Raw genomic sequence first — 19,474 nt, 5'->3', positions numbered from 1 at the left:
AACTGAGCGCCGAGCAAAACGCCCTGGTCGCAATCGATGCCGAGCGCTATTACCGGGCGATGCTTAGCGGCGACCCGGATGCCTGGAACGTGCGCGAGGGGCACATGGCCAACACGTTCTTTCGCCTTATGGATTTTTATGAAAGAACTACCGATCCGAAGGGAATAATTTGGGCCCATAACACCCATGCAGGGGACGCCCAGGCCACAGATATGGTCGATACCGGCCAGACCAGTATCGGACAGATCGTGCGGGGTGCGCTTGGGGTCGAGAGGACGTACCTGGTGGGATTCGGCTCCTATGAGGGCAGCCTTATCGCGGCCGACGATTGGGATGCCCCTATGAAGCAGATGCCCCTGCCGCCCGCGATGTTCGATAGCTGGGAGCACCTGTTTCACGGCTTTGATGGGGGGAACCGGCTGGTATTGTTTGCGGCGAACCGGCAGGAATCGCAGTTTTTCTCACAGATGCGGGACCATAGGGGGATAGGTGTGGTATACGATCCCAATGCGGAGTTTGCCACCTATACCCCAACCGCCTTGCGCGACCGGTACGACGCGTTTTTATATATCGACAAGACCTCAGCTCTCAACCCGTTACCCATAAATCCCAAGATAGACGAGCCCCCCGATACCTATCCATCAGCGACTTAGCCGGATGATATCCAATATAGTAAGAAGTAAGAACTCGAAGGCATAAAACGGAGTGCAAAGTATGGCTTCAAGAAACCCGTTACCTGAAGAAATGCCGGGCCAGACACCTGAGCAAAGACCGGAACGGCTGAAAGAACAGGCGGTATCGGCAGAGCAACCGGTATCGCGATGGGAGAGACGGGAACCGATGTCGCCCGAGAAGCGGCCGATATGATTTTGACTAACGATGATTTTTCCACCATTGCCTTTGCCGTGCAAAGCGGGCGCAGGATGTATGACAACCTGCGAAAAGGTGTGCGGTATTACCTCGCGGTCAAGTTGGGCTTGATGTCGATTTTCCTGCTCCCCGTACTGCTCGGTATCCCACTTCCATTTGCGCCCATCCAGATTATCGTCCTCGAGCTATTTATGGATCTCGGCGCCTCTGCCGCGTTCGTCGCGGAGCCGGGCGAGAAAGACCTGATGACGCAACCTCCTCGCAACCCCAATCAGCGTTTTATGGACCGCCCTATGCTTCGCACGATCGTCCTCGGCGCCATATCCCTGTTCCTTGCCGTTTCGACCGTGTATCTGGTCACCAACTTTACAACCGGAAACACCCTGGTTGCCCAAAGCTCGGCCTTCGCCGCCTGGATGTTCGGCCATATCTTCCTGGCCTTTAATATGAGATCGGACCGGCAGCCCCTTTCAAGCTTCGGCCTTTTCTCAAACAGGCCCATGGATGTATGGGCAATCGGCGCTATCGGCTTTTTGATAATAGCAATTGCCACCCCGTTTCTTCACCCAGCTTTGAAGCTTACCTATTTAAACGCCGGGCAGTGGCTCTTCGCGGTCGCTATCGCATTTGTGTTTACATTTTGGGTGGAAACAAGAAAAGTCGCAGAGAAGGGATAGAGAGGGTACCTGTTACTTTTTCAGGTGGCCTTTGATAAAAACCTTCCCCCTGATAATTTTGTGGGCCGGTTTGTTCTTCATGATCTTAAACCTGGCAAATTCTTGGCCGCAGCTCGGGCACTTGAGATCGCCGTTCGTGCCGTCTTCAAGAATTCTATCCATATAGCACTTGACCAGGAACCCATTCGTCCGCTTCCTGTACTTGTACAAGAATGTATTGCACTTCGAACAGTAAATTTTTATAACGTAGATATTAGAATCGGCGCCCATAACGACCTTCTTGTGGTTCCTTGCTTTTTGATACTGTAGCAAAAAACGGTGGATAGAGATACTCGTTGCTATCTCTTTACCTTTACAGGAACCCGAGGTGCGTAAAAAACTTGCCGGTAGGGTATATAAGCGGCGATATTACGTAAAACCAATGAGCCGCATAGGTGAACCCATTACGGTTAAACGTATGCCTGCTACTCGTTTTTAATGGAGGTGGAGCAATGTCAGAGGAAGAAATAACGGTATTTCCCCGGTTGACGCGAAGGGATTTCCTCAAGTTTATAGGGGCCGCATGGAGCAGGTGCAGGCGTTCGTTAACGATGTGATGGTTCCCGATCTTATTGCCATTGCCCCGTTCGATCGCCTCTTCCCGAGGGGTGCGATCTTTGACGGCAAGCTCACTCTGCATAAGCCCGACCCGGATCAGACGAGGATGTATACCAAGTTCTCCTGGTTTGACGATAAGGTTGGCGGCGGCAAACACCCCCTCGATTCAGGCCAGGAGCCGATAAACTACACCGGGATCGATCCCCTTGATAACAAGGGCCCAGTGAAAGGCAAGTACGACTGGACGCAGGCGGTACGGTACGGCGACGATAACAGGCCGATGGAGGTGGGTCCGCTCGCGCAAATGTTGGTCGCCCATCTTGCCGGGCGCCCGGATACTAAAAAAGCGGTCGATGATGCGCTTAAGGCCATCGGTCAGCCGGGCAATGTTGGAATCCTGATGTCCGATTTAGGCCGTATTGCGGCACGTGTTCTAAAAGCTAAGGTAAATGCCGATAACGCGCTTCGCTGGGCCGACGAACTGCTGGATAACATAAAGAAGGGCAACACCAAGGTGTTTACGGCGAAGCCGATACCGGGGAGCGGCATCGGCAAGGGCGGCTGGGACGCGCCACGCGGGAGGAACACCCCCTCACAGCCGTGGTAACACACTTTGTGCACTCGGTGGCTTTGATAACGCTGGTTTTCACCGGGTTTTTCATACATTCACCGTTTTACTCGGGTTCGATGCAGACGAATAGAACCGTCCATCTTATCGCCGCCTGGATATTGATCTCGACCGGTGTGATTCGGTTTTACTGGGCGTTTTTTGGTCGCGGCTCGGCCCCTACGGGCTCCCGGCGCAAGATGCCGGATTACATATTTTTCTTACCCCAAAAGGAGAACAGGGGCAAAACCCTGGAGTCGCTAAAATTCCACTTGTTCCTGCGCAGGACCCATCCCAGGACACTAAAATACAATCCCCTGCAAAAGGGAACTTATGCGGTGTTGTTTCTGTTGTCGATTATTCAGATAATAACCGGGTTTGAACAATGGACCCCTACCCTCGCGTTCTTCTCACCGTTAACATATGCTTTGGGGGGCCCGATTATCGTGCGGATAATCCACTATATAGTCGCCTGGCTGTTTATCGTGATTATTGTTTTACACAGTTATCTGGTGCTTATCGAGGCGAGACCGGAGCTGCCGCTTATGTTCTTTTACCGGGAGCCCCGTGAAGTAACGATGAGCGATGGCGGTGAGGAGCGGTAGTAACGATGAATTCACGCCAAAAGCCGAAGATAACGGTGCTGGGTATCGGCAATACCTTAATGGGTGATGATGGCGTTGGGGCTGCCGTTGTGCGGGACTTATCCGCTGAAATCGATGAGCCCAATGTTACCATGATCGTTGGTGAGACCGCGGGCATGGGTCTGGTAAAGCACTTCCGCGATTCGGATATCGTTATCGTGGTCGACTCGATCGCAACCGAAGCCGAGCCCGGTACGATTTTCAGGTTCAACCCGGATGAGGCCGGCGTGCTAAACCTCCGCTCAAATAATATCCACGGGATGGGTGTGGCGTATCTCGTAACCAACGCACGGCTTACCGGCGCAAATCCTGAAGTGATCGTTTTTGGCGTTCAGGTCGGTGATGTGCGACCAAGGGATAGCGAGCTTACCCCGCCGGTTGCCACTGCAGCAAGACGTGTTTGCCAGCTGGTACTTGATGAGTTGCACTCGCTGAATGTTTAGCGAACAGACAAAGGGAAATACTCAAGTACTCAAGACAGGCACCAGACAGTGTAGTGCTCAGATGCTGTCACAATTAAAGTTTTGCTAATTTACAAACGGGTAGAAACATGTCAGGAGGTGTGGATATGACACACGGAGGAAAAATGGGCTACGGACACCATATGGGTGGCCATAGATGTAGGCACGGTATGGGGCCAGGAATGGGAATGATGGGAGAAATGGGCGGTATGCCGATGGGGATGATGGGCGGCCCGATGGGCATGATGCCGATGGGTATGCATGGGCACGGGATGTGTCCGGTGTGCGGGTACGGCGCGGACATGATGGGTGGTATGGAACACCGCCGTAAGGACCCCATGATGATGGCAAAAATCGCAAAGAAAGAGCTGCTTTACGAAAAGATCAAGGCCAAGATGGACAAAAAATACGGCGACGACCTGGATAAAATGGCCGACGAGATCGTAAATTTCGCCGAAGAAAAAAGGCGCATGAAGATCGACTATATGAAGCGCGCGATGGAGATGCGCCGCCGCATGTGGGAGTTTCACACGGAAGGCGAAGAAGAAGAAGGCGAAGAGCAAGAGGAATAAGCGCGATTACCATTTTATCGTCTATAGAGCTGCCTGAAAATCAGCCAGACTCCTACCAGGATAAGTACGGCCGGCCACATGATGTTGGCGAGCTTAAGTGACGGTCATTGTTACCTGTAGTAATAGTTGATTTCTATTATGGGTAAAAATAATATCAAGCATCGCCTTCATGCCAAACAGACGGTAGTAGGGGTCATATGAGCGATAATAATGAAACACTTGAAAGCTTGTTGCAGGAGAAGAGGCTCTTCCCACCGCCGGAGAGTTTTAAAAGGGCTGCCGTCGCGACTTCAGAAATCTATAAAGAGGGTGAAGACCCGGAAGCGTTTTGGGCACGAACGGCATCAGAACTTCATTGGTTCGAGCGATGGGATAAAGTCTTAGAGTGGAATCTGCCGTTCGCGAAATGGTTCGTAGGCGGAAAAATAAATGCATCCTACAACTGCTTAGATCGCCACATCGGTGGTCCGTCGCGGGATAAAACGGCTATTATCTGGGAAGGTGAACCCGGCGAGCAGCGCACCATCACCTATTTTGATCTCTACCGCGAGGTTAATGCGTTCGCAAATGCTCTTAAGAAATTGGGGGTCAAGAAAAGCGATCGGGTCACGATTTACATGCCGATGATTCCCGAGATCGTGATTGCAATGCTTGCATGCGCTCGCATCGGTGCACCCCATTCGGTTGTTTTCGGCGGTTTCAGCGCCGAGGCGCTCCGCGAGCGAATTAACGATGCCGAGGCCAAGCTTCTGATTACCGTAGACGGCGGGTATCGCAGGGGAAAGGTGATCCCGCTAAAGCAATCCGCAGATGAGATATTGAAGGATACCCCAACAATCGAGAGCGTAGTTGTAGTTAGGCGGGTCGGCGATATACTCAGGACAGCCATGAGGCAAGGCCGTGATTATTGGTACCACGATGTGGTGAGCGGTGCTGAAGAGTACTGCAAACCGGAGCAGATGGATGCAGAGGACATGCTTTTTTTATTGTATAGCTCGGGCACTACCGGCAAGCCCAAGGGAGTAGTGCATACAACCGGCGGATACCTGACGGGAGTGTATACCACATTTAAATATATCTTCGATTACAAGCCCGAAGACGTATTCTGGTGCACGGCCGACGTTGGCTGGATTACCGGCCATAGCTATATTATATATGGACCGCTCTTAAACGGGGCCACACAGGTTATGTATGAGGGGGCGCCTGATTATCCGGGTAGGGGCCGCTGGTGGAGCATCATCGAAAAACATAAGGTCTCGATTTTGTACACGGCGCCGACGGCAATCCGAAGCTTTATAAAGTGGGGTACCGCGTGGCTCGAGCAGTACGACTTGTCCTCATTGCGTCTTCTCGGTACGGTCGGGGAGCCGATCAACCCCGAGGCCTGGGTATGGTACTACAAGTACGTCGGCAACGAGGGGTGCCCGATAGTCGATACCTGGTGGCAGACGGAGACCGGCCAGGTTATACTAACACCGCTTCCGGGCGTTACTGTCTGTAAGCCGGGTTCTGTCGCGCATCCGTTTCCGGGTACCGGGGCCGAGGTTGTCGATGAGCACGGAAACCCCGTGAAGCCGGGAGGTAGCGGCTACCTGGTTCTCACAAAACCATGGCCGGCGATGCTTCGAACCCTCTACAAGGACGAACAGCGATACATAGAGACGTACTGGAGCAGATTCCCGGGTAAGTACTTAACCGGTGACGGCGCCAAACTGGATGAAGACGGCTACTTCTGGATTCTAGGAAGGGTCGACGACATTATCAAGGTCGCCGGTCACAGGATAAGCACGGCGGAAGTGGAGTCGGCATTGGTCGATCACCAAGCTGTTGCTGAAGCTGCGGTAATCGGCATCCCGCACGAGATTAAGGGTGAAGCCATCGCTGCATTTGTAATCCTTAAAGAGGGGCAGGAAGGCACACCGCAGATGCAGCAAGAACTTCGGGCCCACGTCCGAAAGAAGATCGGACCCATAGCTGTGCCTGAAACGGTTATCTTTGTCAGCGAACTGCCAAAAACACGCTCGGGTAAGATCATGCGCAGGCTTTTACGAGATATAGCGAGCGGTCGCGCACCGGGTGACGTATCCACGCTTGCCGAGCCGGCGGTTATGGCCGAGCTGAAACAGAAATATGAGAGCCAGGAAGCGGAGTAGTGCCGGCTCTGCCCTAGCTAAGGGGCAGATACAGGATGTTTTGTTCTTCAGCCTGTGGCTCTTTGCCGACGTTTTTGTAATTTGAAACGACTAAAAACCCCAGGACGGACAAGAGCAACCCTATCAGGCCAAATCCAACGATACTTCTACACCTACTGGATTTTCTTCTCTTCTGGCAACAGTTATTCTTTCTCATATGATCGCAGGCCACCTATCTGTTAGATTGTTATTATAATAACCACTTAAAGTGTGAGCTTCTGGCTGGGTTGTAATTGACAATAAGATTACCTAAGCATACAAATAATACCAAATCTAGCCGCCGGAATAAAGATATAAGGCCGCTAGATATGCAAAATAGTTCAAAATAAAGAAACGAACCACCCATGGCAGTAGGCGATTCGTTTCAAGTGCTCCTACTATTTTACAATTTATAGGTCACTATTACCAGCCCACCAACAAAGCAGTTTTACCTTGCTAAAAAGAGATAGGGTTTTTCGTTAAAAACCACGCAGGGTACCGGCATGCACTTTAAAAAAAGGGGTTCTCCCGGTAAGACCGGGCAATACTAGGCACAGCGCTGCTTACTCTCTACTAAAAGCGCTGTTGCCTCGTCCGCAGGAACCGGACGGCTTATAAGGTAGCCCTGTATCTCATCACATTTGAGCGAGCGCAAGAACTCTAGCTGATCCGTTGTTTCCACACCCTCCGCAACAACCCGCAAGTTAAGGCTTTTGGCCATGGCAATAATTGCCTTTGCGATGGCCGCATCGTTTGGATCGGTAGTAAGGTTCCTTATAAATACGCGATCGATTTTAAGCCCGTCTATTGGAAAGCGCTTTAGGTAGCTAAGCGAGGAATAGCCGGTACCGAAATCGTCGATAGTTACCTGTATACCCATGTCTTTTAACTTGTAGAGGCTGGCTGAAACGCTCGTCGTATCTTTCATGACGACGCTCTCGGTAATTTCAAGCTCTAAGAATTTTGGGTGCAAGTTCGTATCGTCTAGCGCTTGGGCAATGGTATCATCTAGATTTTGCTGGTAGAACTGCTTTGCCGAGAGGTTTACCGCTATCCGTACCGGCGGGTGACCGGCATCCTGCCAGGCTTTGTTTTGTTTGCAGGCAGTTCTAAGCGCAAAATCACCGATCGAGATGATAAGCCCGGTTTCCTCGGCAAGACCAATGAATTCCGATGGGTATACCAAACCCAGATCGGGGTGTTGCCAGCGCAACAGGGCCTCCATGCCGACGATTTGCCCTGTGGCAAGGTTCACTTGCGGCTGGTAATACACGACGAACTCTTCCCTGTCAAGCGCTCTTCGCATGCTGTTTTCAAGCGCCAGTCTCTCAAAAGCCTTGGCGTTCATGGCCGACGTATAGAGCTGGTAGTTGTTCTTCCCGTGCTCTTTAGCCCGGTAGAGGGCGGTATCTGCGTTTTTCAGCATTGTCTCGGTATCATCGCCGTCATACGGGTAAAGGCTGATACCGATGCTGGTGGTTATGAATAGTTCGTTGTTGTCGAGATCAAACGGTAAGCCAAACGATTCGAGCAACTTTGTAGCTACCACGGTGGCATCTTCTGCACACCGTATCTGTGGTAGCAATACGACGAACTCATCACCGCCGAGCCGGGCGATTGTGTCTCCATCGCGTAAGCAGTCTTTAAGTCGTCTGCCAACCAGTTGCAGAAGCCGGTCTCCAACGGCATGTCCGAGGGTATCGTTAATAGCTTTAAAATTATCAAGGTCGATATAGAGGACTGCAAGCATTTCCTTAGTACGGCGAGCTTGCGCCAGCGCCAGCCCGAGGCGGTCGTTAAATAATATTCTGTTGGAAAGGCCGGTTAGCGAGTCGTAATAGGCCATCGAGTTGAGCATCTCTTCAGCTTTTTTACGCTCGGTGATATCCTCAAAGCTCTCGACCCCACCCATTACCTGGCCGTCTACATCGCGCAAGAGATCCGCGTTTTTCGAGATTGCGCGCACCTCTCCGTCTTTTCTTTTTATCGTGCACTCCCTACCCATAAACGGCTTTACAACGTGGGGGGAGTTCAAACCGCAACTTTTTGCGCACGGATGAAGGGCAAAGAGCGTGCACTTGTTGCCGATAGTTTCTTCTGCGCTATAGCCGGTCAGCTCCTCGGCCTTTTTATTAAAACTGGTTACCCTACTGTCTTTATCCACTGTAAATAGTGCGCTCGGGATAACGGTATAGAGCTGTTCAAGACGGTCTTTAGCCTCACGTAATGCCGCCTCAGTGCGCTTGCGCTGCCCGATATCACGGACGAAAACCTGCACAGCCGGTTTCCCCTGGAAGATAACGGGCGTAGCGGCGACTTCAACATCGATTATCCGCCCGTCAAGCCTGATGAATTTTTCCTCGGTCAGCCCTACGGCTTTACCGTGCTGCATCTGCTGCACGCGGTCTTTCACGGTTTCATGGAAATCCGGGTGAACCAAGCTAAGCACCGGTTTCCCAAGCAAATCGCCAGGTTTTCTCGCGCCGAAGAGCCTGGCCCCGACCGGGTTTATATAGACGATTTTGCCCTCGCTGTGAACTGCAATGACATCAGGCGAGAGTTCAACGAGACGGCGATATCGCTCTTCGCTATCCCTTAGTAGGTTCTCTGCAGACTTCCGCGTTATTACATCTTGTATAACCGCCACAAAAAGCGGCTGTTGCTCGGCATGTGAGAGTTCGAGCCTGACTTCAACCGGGTAGAGTGTAGTATCTTTGCGCTTGTGTAGGGTCTCAAACACTACAACGGGGGTTGTTCCGTCCCGCAACGGCTTTACCAGGAACTCGAAGGTTTCGGGGGTAAACTCCGGCTTTAGATCAAGCGGTGTAAGCTTAGTAAGCTCCTCCATGGTATAACCGAGGTTTTCGCACGCACCCTGGTTTACCTGGACAAAATGCAGCGTCTTGGTATCGAATACATATATTTCATTAGCCGAGCTATTAAGAATCTTGCCCAAGCGCAAGGATAGATCTCTAACGTGCTCGCACTTGCCGCTTTTCTTGGTAGTGCCTTTAGGCATGACTTACTATCCTTTCAGACTTAGTTCGTTAGTAAGATCGTTAGTAAGTATCTTAGTAAATATTTTAGTAAGTATCGGCACGGTATCGGTTAGTTTAAGTAATTTATAACTAACTTTGTAATTTGTGCAATAGTGAAAAACCCAGGAAAATAAGGATATTTTATTGACGGTCGATAGGAAACGCGTTATTCTGCTGAGATACGCATGAAAATACATGTAAAGAAGGGAATATCATGCACGATCACGAACACTCATTTCTGGGCACCGCCACAGTCGGCGAGCGTGGCCAGGTCGCAATACCGGCCGAAGCACGACGGGCTATGGGGATCGAACCGGGCAGCAAACTTCTTTTCTTTGCCGGCCCAAATCAATCGGGGCTATTTATGGTAAAGGCTGAAGAACTTGGTCGGCTGGTAAAGCATCTTACCAATAAGGCGCAGAGCATCGAGCAACTGATAAACCGGGCAGAGAACGACTAACAGTAGATTCGAGAGGTAATAGGATGGAAACAATCCCAAACAGGCAGAAAATTCTTATAATGGTCGGCGTCTTTTTAGGAATGCTTCTTGGGGCGCTTGATCAGACGATAGTAGGAACGGCGATGCCGCGGATCGTAAGCGAGCTTGGCGGGCTCAACATGCTCTCATGGGTGTTCACCTCTTACATGCTTGGCTCGACGGCAGTGGTCCCTATCTATGGTAAGCTCTCCGATATATATGGGCGTAAATGGTTTTTTATTAGCGGTATTATAATATTTATCCTTGGTTCGGCACTTTCGGGGTTGTCTCAATCAATGACCCAACTCATTATTTTCCGCGGTCTACAGGGTATTGGTGGAGGAGCGATGATGGCGAACGCGATTGCGATTATCGGCGATATCTTCCCTCCTGCCGAGCGAGGCAAGTGGGGCGGAATCATGGGCGCCGTGTTCGGGCTGGCCAGCATTCTTGGGCCGCTTGCCGGTGGATACATAACCGATCACATGAGCTGGCGTTGGAATTTCTACATCAATATCCCATTTGGCATCCTGGCGGTTTTGGTATTTATGAAAGTTATGCCGGTTATCGCCGGGCATAAGGGACGAAAGATCGACTGGTGGGGTTCGGCCGCGCTTCTCGGCAGTATTATCCCGCTCTTGCTTGCCCTTGTCTGGGGCGGTTCGGAATATCCGTGGGGCTCAACCAAGATCATCGCTCTCTTCTCTGTAGCGGCGGTTATGTTAATCGCGTTTCTTTTTGTTGAGAGCAGGGCAGAGGAACCGATCATTGCACTGAACTTGTTCAAAAACCGGATATTTAGCGTATCAATGGCGATCCTGTTTATCACCGGTTTGGGTATGTTTGGGACGGTCGCGTATATCCCGATTTTTATTCAGGGGGTTATCGGCAAAACCGCGACCAACTCCGGCCTCTTGCTCTTCCCGATGATGATGTCATCGGTTGTAGCGAGCACTATCACCGGCCAGATTATGTCTCGGACCGGTAAGTACAAGATACTAGGTATTTTGGGCCTTGCTACCTCAACTTTTGGCATGTATTTGCTGTCGACCATGACCGTGCATACGCAGAATTCTGAAGTCGTGCGGGATATGATTTTGCTGGGCGGCGGCCTTGGGGTGACGTTCCCGATCTTTTCAATCGCGGTTCAGAATGCCTTCCCGCACAATAAACTTGGGGTTGTCTCGGCAGCGACACAGTTCTTCCGCTCGATCGGCGGCACCGTTGGCGTTGCGATCATGGGAAGCATTATGAATAATAACCTCAAAATCGAGATGGGCGACCTGCTGTCAAAACACGTTCAGACACTGCAGATGTTGCCGAAGCCGCTGATTCAAGGCCTGCAGGACCCGAAAATGATGATGAACGTCGGCAACCTTAAAAGCGTTATGGCTAAGCTTCCGCCCGTGGCGCAAAAACCGTTCATGGTTATATTGGGGGACCTACGCCTTGCGCTCTCCGATAGTATAACCAGCATCTACCATATCGCTGCGTTTATTATGATAGCCGGTGTCTTACTCATGTTCTTTATGAAGGAAATCGCGCTCCGCAAAACCCATAACGAACGTCCTGCAGTGCAGGAGGCGGGGGCTGAGATGCTTGTAGAGCAGGCTGTTTTGATGCCTGAAGACGAGCCGGCTTTTGACTAAGCGCCAGAACCTCAACGCGCAAAAGTTGGCATCCAACCCGGGGATGTATTTTGAGTGCAAAATGACTTATAGAGAAACCGCTTTGTAGTGCGGTATTTCGCTGATTTGGGTACAGTTGTGGGGGTATGGTTATGGGCTGCTGCTATCGATTACTAGCTCTTAGAAGAACCCATAATATTCATAGCTATGGCAAATGACTTCTCAAATCAACTGTAGGGTGGCACAATTTTCGGGGACAGGTCAGTTCACTCCGGTTTTTTTCTCTAGCATTCCTACTTTTATTGCTTTCTGAAACCTGCCTTCTGATATTTCCACTGCTATTGCTTCATTTTTGCTTATCCCTCTTATAAGGCATAACTTTGCCCCGTTCGGAACCACTAACCTACCGTCAGCATAAGGACTAGCAACATCACCATTTCTTTCTGGTCTTGGGCTTATGTTTCGTATTGTCCTACCTATCTCCTTACCAATACTTCTGATAGGAACAATTTCATTAGCTAAGCCATAGATTCCATCATTCCAGGCTATGCAAGTATTATATGATGGCCTTTCTTGAGTGCTCACTTTTACCGTATTTAGCTTTACTACCTTTTCAGGCCTTGTAGATGTGCATCCAGCTAGTATTACAAATATTATCGCAATACTAGTTAATAATACTCCAACCAATGATTTCTTCAACACAATACTCCTTTGTTGTAAAAAACTCTAACTAGACTAGAAGCTCAATGGGTGCAAAGTCGGTATAGGCTTAAGCCTATACCTTATCTATTATCTTGAGGATACTCTTTTTCTACTGCAGAAGCAAAGTACATTATTTCGCCGACACACCGAAAGCTAATACTACTTGACAAATAATAATTAGTTCGTAATAATATTCGCAAAAACAACAACCATAGTGTATAACAAGCTGCGATAATGATGGCGTAATAAATACTGTTTTAACTAAGCGCTGGTTATCATATTCGATAATTCTTTAGATGGCGTTTTGGTTATCATGATGGACGATTCGAATAACAAATGTTAAAGGTAGGTGGTTCTATGGTTCGCTGTTAACCCTGATTCATGGTAAGGAGCTATGTAGATGACGACACAAAGGAGGAGTACATGTTGAAGAAAACAATCAGGTATTTGTTGCTAACCGTTTCTATCTTGCTAATGTTCAATTCATCAGCCCTTGCATCTCAAACAAAAACTTGGAGTCAGCAAGGCTTACCACAACAGAGTTCTTACAATAATTTTTTCCTGTACACCACGCTTCCCACCTTAAACTCGGTATGGGCGAACGGCACGGAAAACAAGATCAACTGGGAATATTGGTTTACTATTAACAACGATACGAGTCAATGGGTGGAGATGGGTTTTCATAGTGGCTACGGTTTCAATAGCGATGGTACGCCAAATTATACTTATCCTTACACCGGCTTGTTTACTGCAAGGGCAACTTCAAGCTCTTTTTCGCTAACTCCTTTTCAAAGCCGTGGATGGGCTGCAGGTCAGAATCATTCAATGGGCGTCGATTTGCGCACAGGCTCAGCTGCGCAGATGCGAACGGATGGATCGGTTCTGGGCAGTTATCTCAATTCTACCCCTTCAAACGTAGGTAGAATTGATGCTGGCGTTGAATGGGGGACATCAAATAACGCAGCCCAATCGATAAGCACACCGAGCTATATGACAGATCTAAATGTAATGTACTCAGGCACATGGCATTTCTGGAAGGATATTGGCGGTATAGTCGGCTATAACAGCCATGCTGGATATGCGGCTATCTTTGAATCTTCATACAATAGGATCAAGGTCTATTAGTCACTAAGAAAGGATGTGGATTCAGCAGTGAAGAAAAGAGCTATTTTGGCGGTAGCCAGTTTACTATTATTAATTCTCACCTCCCAAGCTTATGCGCATTTAGGGTCAAGATACGACTCTGCAAAAGCTGTATTAGAAAAAGTAACACCAACAAAGGATCCAGATAATAAAGAAGTTAAGCTTGTGGATGTCTCGTACAAAGCAAACAAAGATATAAGTAACAATAAGTTGAAGAACGTGGATAAACTGCCCGGTTATGTCTCTGAAGCGGATATTGCAAAAAAGGGCGGTAAATATACGTTAAAAAGCTTAATGACTTACAAAGAGTATTTTGATATGGGAATCGACCCAATGCTTAGACATGACATCGACCCAAATCGTATTGTATGGGTTTTGATTTCTAAATTTGATAAAACCCATAATGTTGACGGTCAGCCTGTTGAGAAAGCGACAGTTACGGCTGCTTATGATGCAGAGACCGGTGCTATGATTTCCCTTGTAGTTACATCTAGCGATCCTCAGGGTTTAAAGAATCTCAACAAGAGACCAGACTTACAGAATTAAGCACAATACCTTAAGACAAAAAGAACCATCATTTTCGGTTAAAATGGTGGTTCTTTTCTGTTTAATTATATGTAATCTCAAAGAGTTAAGAGCTTACTTGACAGTTAGCAAATGACTCCAGCCCAGTTTTTTATCATGCCCAGCACGGCTTCCAATGTTTTAGGAAAGCTAATTGTCCGACGTCAATTATTTCTTCCTACCGGTAATTTTAATTGTCGTTCATCAGCTAATCGATATACGTGCTTGGATGAAATCTTTGGTCGAGGTTATATGTACTCATGATGGTAAACCATTTGTCGTGTCTTGCTGATCATTGATCCAAGCGGTCCCAAGTAGACGATTATTTTTTGATCTGTAAAACTATCCTCTGGCCCTAGTCCCCGAAAAAACGGAGAGAGTGTTACTGTAGCAAGTTATCCGAATTCCTTCTAATAACAAGCCGTAAAATTCTAAGCAATCAAACTGGCAATTTCTGTATATAGTTTGAATAAATGAGAATCCGGGGATGCGTTTCAAGACTTTTTAAAAACCGCTTTGTAGAGCGGTTTTTCTTAAATCTGCCGATCGTTACGGGAAAGCGCTATTCCCTGATGCTTAAGGAGACTTGAAGGACTGCAGAATTTCACTCCACATTCACTGAAAATTACCGTTGTATTATGTGTAGCAATATGTGTAGAATAATGTGTGAGGTGATGATTATGGCTACAAATTTGGCAATCGACCAGCAACTACTAGAAGAAGCTCAAAAACTCGGCGGCAAGAAAACAAAGAAAGACACCGTAAATGAGGCTTTAGTCGAATACATACAGCGCAGAAAACAAAAAAAGATTGTTTCTCTTTTTGGCCAGGTGGAGTATGAGCCGGATTATGATTACAAAAGAGAAAGAGAAGCAAGGTGAGAATCTTAGTCGATACGTCGGTATGGTCGCTGGCCTTAAGGAGGAAGAAAGACGCAAACTCTAAAGCAGCCGATCTTCTTAAGGATTATATTGAAACCGGTGAGTATATATGCTTGATCGGGATTATATTGCAAGAGATTCTGTCGGGAGTTGCGAGTGAGGAGCTCTTTGGTCAGCTAAAGGATCATCTAGCGGCATTTCCCATGGTGCCGGTTGAGCGAGAAGACTATATTGGGGCAGCACGGCTCAGGAATGACTGCAAAAAGAAAGGCGTGCAGGTTGGAACAATCGATGCTTTAATTGCTGCGGTTTGTGTTAAGAATGAGCTTCTCTTGCTTAGCACCGATAAAGATTTTCAGTTAATTGCAAATAATTCACAGTTGAAACTAATTGACGTTTGCTGCTAATCCCCTTTATTTTCCGGTTTTCTGTTTCAGCTCGGTTAGAACTTTATCAAGCCTCTTCATATCATCGCCGTATCCCGCCCAATCGCCGTTTCGCTGCTTTTGCTGGGCGTCGGCGAAGAGCCTCGACGCCTGGTTTACCAGATCCTTAACCGATCCCGGTATTGCTGCGGTTGACGGTGCGTTTACCGTGCCGGTAGCGCTCGTGCCCTGGTTATTCCCCTCATCTTGGCCGGGTTCGTTACCCTGGCCGAAGATGGCGTCAAGCGCCGATCCAAGATCCTCTTTCATCACGATCTTGGAGCCGTAGGAGACGATCACCCGTTTAAGCTCGGGCAGCTCCGTTTGATCGGACTGCAGGTAAAGCGGCTCGACATAGAGGATGGAGTTCTCGATTGGAATAACGAATATATTGCCCCTGACGACACGCGAGCCTTTCTGGCTCCACAGGGTTAGCTCTTGCGAAATGTCGGGCGTCTGGTCGATGCGTGCCTCGATCTGCATCGGCCCGTAGATGAGCTTCTGCTTGGGGAACATATAGACCAGCATCTGTCCGTATTGCTTGGGATCACAGTTGACCGCCATCCACGAGATCATGTTGTTCTTGGTGCCCGGCGTAAACGTGTTCATGATCAGGTACGTTGTCTTATCCTCGCCCGGCAGGCGCATTTCCATATAGTACGGGGCGATGCTCTTTTGCTCGCCGTCGACCGCCTCTTTCGAGATATTCCACAGATCCTCCTTATTATAAAAGACCTGCGGGTCGTTCATGTGGAAGGTCGCAAACATGTTGCTCTGGATGCTAAAAAGCGATTCCGGATAGCGAATATGCGCCATCAAACCGGCGGGCATCTGCGAGCCGTCTTTGAACAGCTTTGGAAACGCCTTCTCGTAGGTCCTGATAATCGGGTCTTTCTTGTCGAAGACGTAATAGTTGGTATCGCCGTTATAGGCATCGATGACTACTTTGACGGAGTTGCGAATGTAGTTGTTCCCCGCTTCGTCATAGGGGTGCGAGTACGGGTAATGGTTGTCCGTTGTAAACGCGTCGAGCATCCAATAGAGCCTGCCGTTGTCGATTACGATATAGGGATCGCCCTCGTATTCGAGAAACGGCGCGATGAGTTGGGCGCGCTCGATGATGTTGCGATTAAACACAACCCGGCTTTTATCTGTTAGGGAATCCGACAGAAGCAATTGCAGGTCGCCAAAACGCCAGGCGGTAGCCAGTTTTTTGCCCAGGCTGTCGAGCGTGATGCCGCCCGCGCCCGCATACTTGGCGTACTGGTTTTCGTTACCCTTCGGATAGTCGAACTCGCGCGTTTTAGTATCGACGATAATGTAATCGTTTGTCGCCTCCCCGAAGTAGATCTCGGGTCTGGTGACTTTAAGGACCGGGATATCCGTTTTCGGCGGAATGTCTTTTACAATCAGTTTCGGCAGACCTTCCTCTGTAAACTCATTTACCTTGTTTGCGACCACACCGTACCCGTGTGTGTAGACAAGGTGCTGGTTAAGCCAGGTCTTTGCGTTGTCGGGCAGGTTATCCGTGTTGAGTTCGCGCGCCGAGATCGCCACCTGGCGGCGGTCGCCGTCGATGAGGTAGCGGTCGATGTCCACGTCAGAAAAATCATAGTAGAGTCGTATGCTCTGAATCTGCTTATATGTTTTGCCGAGCGGCTGCCAATCCCAGAGCCTGACATTGTCGATGGTCTGCTTGTTCCTATCAAGCCCCGACCGATCGAGGCCCTGGTCCGCATTAAACTGTTGCTCTTTTATCGTATCGAGGCCGTAAGCCCGGTTCGTAAACTTAATCCCCTGTTTGATGTAAGGCGTTTCTTTTACGATCTCGTTCGGTGAGACGCTATATTGTTGCACCAAGGCGGGATAAACGCCGTTTGCAACGATCGATACCGCGATGATAAAGAGGATGCCTGCGGCGGGGAGTTTCCATCCCTTGAAGTGGATGTTAACCATGAACATGATGCCCGCGATAATCGAGGAGTAAAAGAGGATGTTTAGCGCCGGCAGTTTCGCATGTATGTCCGTGTATCCGGCCCCGAATACCACCCCGACACTGGAAAGCAATAGGTCATATGAGCTAAGCTTAAATGATATCCCGAGCAGTATCATTATCAGCCCGAGCAGCACCGAGAGGTGTGCTTTGGTATGGGGGGCAAATGTTTTGCCCCCGGGTCGAAACGATATGTTGCCGTTAATCCAGTGCACCAGGGCGGTTAAAATCACCGCCAGGATGAGTGCCTGGGAACCTATCCCAATAATTCCCTTATAAAAGGGAACCGAAAATACGTGAAACGCGATGTCCCGGCTAAATACCGGGTCCTTAATTCCAAACGCTGTTTGGTTCATGAACCGCAGGACAAGGTTCCAGTCGGCCGATGCAAGCACCCCTACGCCGAAAGCGACGACAGCGGCGACCGCGAGCAGAATCAGGTTGAAAAACCTCATAAACATCGGTGATTTAAAGAACCTCAGGATTTGGTAGAGCGGGTCGTCCGGCGAGCCGCGCCACATGGGAAATACCGGCGCCATCCTCTTAGCGATGAGCATGTTGATGTAGAGGAACACGAAAAACACGAACCCGGCGATAGCCCCTATTGTGAATTTTAGCTTGAGGATGTCCAAAAAGACCGAGGTATAGCCCACCTCTTTAAACCACAACCAATCCGTATAAAGAACAACGAGTGATTTTGAGAAGGTCGCGAGTAAGAAGACTACGACAAATGCAAAGAACGTAATGAGTTTGATTCTGCTAGTGTTCAAGATATCCTCCCGAGCGAATAATTTGGAAGCGGGCGGCAACGCATTGCCTGTGTTCGTCGGTAATTTGCCGGTGCAATCGACGCAATAGCTTGGGTGATCTATTTGCTAACGCCAACATCCATATTCATTTAACTAGAGGCGCGAGTAAAAAGCAAATGCCGGAGAACAGAAACCAGAAGTCAGAAGCCGGAATCCAGGAGAAATTGGTGAATCGGTGAATGGGGTGTGGGTTGAGGAAGTGTGTTTTAGTAGGTAGTAGGCGGTATGCAGTAGGCAGTGTGTGGGTTGAGAGTGTGGGTTTAAAGGAAGAGTATTGCTAGGTGTCATTCTGAGCGATAGCGAAGAATCTCGAGTGCACTAGCTGTGATTGTCACTTAGTAGCGTCTAGGCGTAGTTTAGCTACTGTAAGAAGAAGGTTTTATTCTGCCTACTGCTTACTGCTCTTCTGGCTTCTAGAAGAAGGTTTCATTCTGAATAAGTGGATAGCGATTGGTAAAATATGGTATTTTACAGGGGTATGTATATGGTAAAGTTTTGCCGCTTGTTGGGTATCTGACACGAGCAACGAAAAACTGCCCGTAAACGCACAGAAACCCCCATACCGGGGAGCTTCTGTGCCTTGATGGCCTTAGTAAATATAATATACCACTACCCCCTAGGGTATGCAATACCTAATTCGTAATTTTTTCAAAAATTATTTGGGGCTCATGTTGGAGTTTTGTTGAAGGCTTTTCTTCATCAGAAAAGGCACAGCCCCTCATTTTCCATGCGCCTTTTAGTTCGTAGAACCGCAGGGTGATCTCCTCGAGCCCCAATCCTTTTGGGATATCAGCCTTAACCACCGCGAAGTAATCGTTCACGGCTATTGATTTCAGCCTGATGCCGCGTATCCTGCCGGTCACAAGCTCGCTGATCGAGAGGATGTCGCGCATGGTCTTATCCATTCTGCATGTTTTTGGATTAACGATAATCTGAACCGATTGGCATTGAGCCGACCTGCCGCCGTCGTTTCCGATGCCGGTTCTTCTTGTTCTTGCCATAATAATCTTCCCCCCCCAGATATGTAGACTTTGGCGTGTGCGGGCGCGCCTCGCAACCCACCCCAAATTTATAGACCCCGGGGCTAGACTTTGGCGTGTGCGTGCGCGCCTCCCTCGAACTATTAATTTGCGAGAGATACCCTGTTTTTCTTTGGCGCGCCCTCCCTCTCTTGGATGCCGTTATTGTAAAGTCTACGGGCCAAGATCATTGGC

The 19,474-nt window shown here is 49.1% G+C and carries 19 protein-coding genes; 13 read left to right on the top strand and 6 right to left on the bottom strand.

Going from position 1 to position 19,474, the window contains the following annotated elements; genetic code table 11:
- Both COY37_RS06925 and COY37_RS06920 read left to right on the top strand, forming a co-directional pair.
- Positions 1 to 653 (top strand): erythromycin esterase family protein (locus tag COY37_RS06925; protein WP_286976961.1); only part of this gene is annotated, 653 nt, incomplete at its 5' end.
- Positions 654 to 821: 168 nt separating this feature from the next.
- Positions 822 to 1,547 (top strand): cation transporting ATPase C-terminal domain-containing protein, encoded by a 726-nt coding sequence (locus COY37_RS06920; RefSeq protein ID WP_286677497.1) that lies wholly within the window; start codon positions 822 to 824, stop codon positions 1,545 to 1,547.
- Between the two features lie 12 nt (positions 1,548 to 1,559).
- Here the strand turns inward: COY37_RS06920 and COY37_RS06915 are convergent, their stop codons facing one another.
- Positions 1,560 to 1,817, bottom strand: a complete 258-nt coding sequence (locus tag COY37_RS06915) for a hypothetical protein (RefSeq protein ID WP_286976958.1) — start codon at positions 1,815 to 1,817, stop codon at positions 1,560 to 1,562.
- 292 nt (positions 1,818 to 2,109) lie between these two features.
- Here COY37_RS06915 and COY37_RS06910 point away from each other — a divergent pair, with 292 nt between their 5' ends.
- From COY37_RS06910 to acs, 5 genes are all read left to right on the top strand, one after another.
- A complete protein-coding gene (locus COY37_RS06910) occupies positions 2,110 to 2,751 on the top strand; it encodes a nickel-dependent hydrogenase large subunit (protein WP_286677495.1) in 642 nt (213 codons plus the stop codon).
- 23 nt (positions 2,752 to 2,774) lie between these two features.
- Positions 2,775 to 3,356, top strand: a complete 582-nt coding sequence (locus tag COY37_RS06905; protein WP_286677494.1) for a cytochrome b/b6 domain-containing protein — start codon at positions 2,775 to 2,777, stop codon at positions 3,354 to 3,356.
- Positions 3,357 to 3,361: 5 nt separating this feature from the next.
- Entirely contained in the window at positions 3,362 to 3,838 is a 477-nt protein-coding gene (locus tag COY37_RS06900) for a hydrogenase maturation protease (RefSeq protein ID WP_286677493.1), read from the top strand.
- A gap of 125 nt (positions 3,839 to 3,963) precedes the next feature.
- The gene (locus COY37_RS06895) at positions 3,964 to 4,428 is read left to right on the top strand and encodes a hypothetical protein (RefSeq protein WP_286677492.1); all 465 of its coding nucleotides are present in this window, start codon (positions 3,964 to 3,966) and stop codon (positions 4,426 to 4,428) included.
- 197 nt (positions 4,429 to 4,625) lie between these two features.
- Positions 4,626 to 6,581, top strand: coding sequence for an acetate--CoA ligase (acs, locus tag COY37_RS06890; protein WP_286677491.1), 1,956 nt, complete (start codon positions 4,626 to 4,628; stop codon positions 6,579 to 6,581).
- Between the two features lie 13 nt (positions 6,582 to 6,594).
- Here the strand turns inward: acs and COY37_RS06885 are convergent, their stop codons facing one another.
- Both COY37_RS06885 and COY37_RS06880 read right to left on the bottom strand, forming a co-directional pair.
- Entirely contained in the window at positions 6,595 to 6,777 is a 183-nt protein-coding gene (locus COY37_RS06885; RefSeq protein WP_286677490.1) for a hypothetical protein, read from the bottom strand.
- Positions 6,778 to 7,146: 369 nt separating this feature from the next.
- Positions 7,147 to 9,618: a bifunctional diguanylate cyclase/phosphodiesterase gene (locus COY37_RS06880; RefSeq protein ID WP_286677489.1), complete on the bottom strand. Its 2,472-nt coding sequence runs from the start codon at positions 9,616 to 9,618 to the stop codon at positions 7,147 to 7,149.
- A 233-nt stretch (positions 9,619 to 9,851) separates the two neighbouring features.
- Between COY37_RS06880 and COY37_RS06875 the strand changes: the two genes are divergently transcribed.
- Together COY37_RS06875 and COY37_RS06870 are read left to right on the top strand one after the other, a co-directional pair.
- The gene (locus tag COY37_RS06875; protein ID WP_286677488.1) at positions 9,852 to 10,097 is read left to right on the top strand and encodes an AbrB/MazE/SpoVT family DNA-binding domain-containing protein; all 246 of its coding nucleotides are present in this window, start codon (positions 9,852 to 9,854) and stop codon (positions 10,095 to 10,097) included.
- 23 nt (positions 10,098 to 10,120) lie between these two features.
- Positions 10,121 to 11,764 carry an MDR family MFS transporter gene (locus COY37_RS06870; protein ID WP_286677487.1) on the top strand — a complete coding sequence of 548 codons (1,644 nt, stop codon included), beginning with the start codon at positions 10,121 to 10,123 and terminating at the stop codon, positions 11,762 to 11,764.
- A gap of 240 nt (positions 11,765 to 12,004) precedes the next feature.
- Here COY37_RS06870 and COY37_RS06865 read toward each other — a convergent pair whose 3' ends face one another.
- On the bottom strand, positions 12,005 to 12,442 hold the full coding sequence (locus COY37_RS06865) for a hypothetical protein (RefSeq protein WP_286677486.1): 438 nt from the start codon (positions 12,440 to 12,442) through the stop codon (positions 12,005 to 12,007).
- Positions 12,443 to 12,868: 426 nt separating this feature from the next.
- On the opposite strand from COY37_RS06865, the gene COY37_RS06860 reads away from it, so the two are divergent.
- From COY37_RS06860 to vapC, 4 genes are all read left to right on the top strand, one after another.
- Positions 12,869 to 13,570: a hypothetical protein gene (locus COY37_RS06860; RefSeq protein ID WP_286677485.1), complete on the top strand. Its 702-nt coding sequence runs from the start codon at positions 12,869 to 12,871 to the stop codon at positions 13,568 to 13,570.
- Between the two features lie 15 nt (positions 13,571 to 13,585).
- Positions 13,586 to 14,134, top strand: a complete 549-nt coding sequence (locus tag COY37_RS06855) for a hypothetical protein (protein WP_286677484.1) — start codon at positions 13,586 to 13,588, stop codon at positions 14,132 to 14,134.
- Positions 14,135 to 14,832: 698 nt separating this feature from the next.
- Complete coding sequence (locus COY37_RS06850) at positions 14,833 to 15,033, top strand: type II toxin-antitoxin system VapB family antitoxin (RefSeq protein ID WP_286677483.1); 201 nt, start codon at positions 14,833 to 14,835, stop codon at positions 15,031 to 15,033.
- Positions 15,030 to 15,440, top strand: coding sequence for a type II toxin-antitoxin system VapC family toxin (vapC, locus tag COY37_RS06845; RefSeq protein ID WP_286677482.1), 411 nt, complete (start codon positions 15,030 to 15,032; stop codon positions 15,438 to 15,440). The genes COY37_RS06850 and vapC overlap by 4 nt, the downstream gene beginning before the upstream one ends.
- A gap of 6 nt (positions 15,441 to 15,446) precedes the next feature.
- Here the strand turns inward: vapC and COY37_RS06840 are convergent, their stop codons facing one another.
- A complete protein-coding gene (locus tag COY37_RS06840; RefSeq protein ID WP_286976949.1) occupies positions 15,447 to 18,221 on the bottom strand; it encodes a UPF0182 family membrane protein in 2,775 nt (924 codons plus the stop codon).
- Between the two features lie 671 nt (positions 18,222 to 18,892).
- Positions 18,893 to 19,261: a hypothetical protein gene (locus COY37_RS06835; protein ID WP_286976947.1), complete on the bottom strand. Its 369-nt coding sequence runs from the start codon at positions 19,259 to 19,261 to the stop codon at positions 18,893 to 18,895.
- Positions 19,262 to 19,474 lie beyond the last annotated feature (213 nt).

Source organism: Candidatus Aquicultor secundus (assembly GCF_002791875.1).
GTDB classification, from domain to species: Bacteria; Actinomycetota; Aquicultoria; order Aquicultorales; family Aquicultoraceae; genus Aquicultor_A; species Aquicultor_A secundus.
Note: the sequence above shows the minus strand (reverse complement) of the source record. Positions and strands in the feature narration are given on the sequence as shown.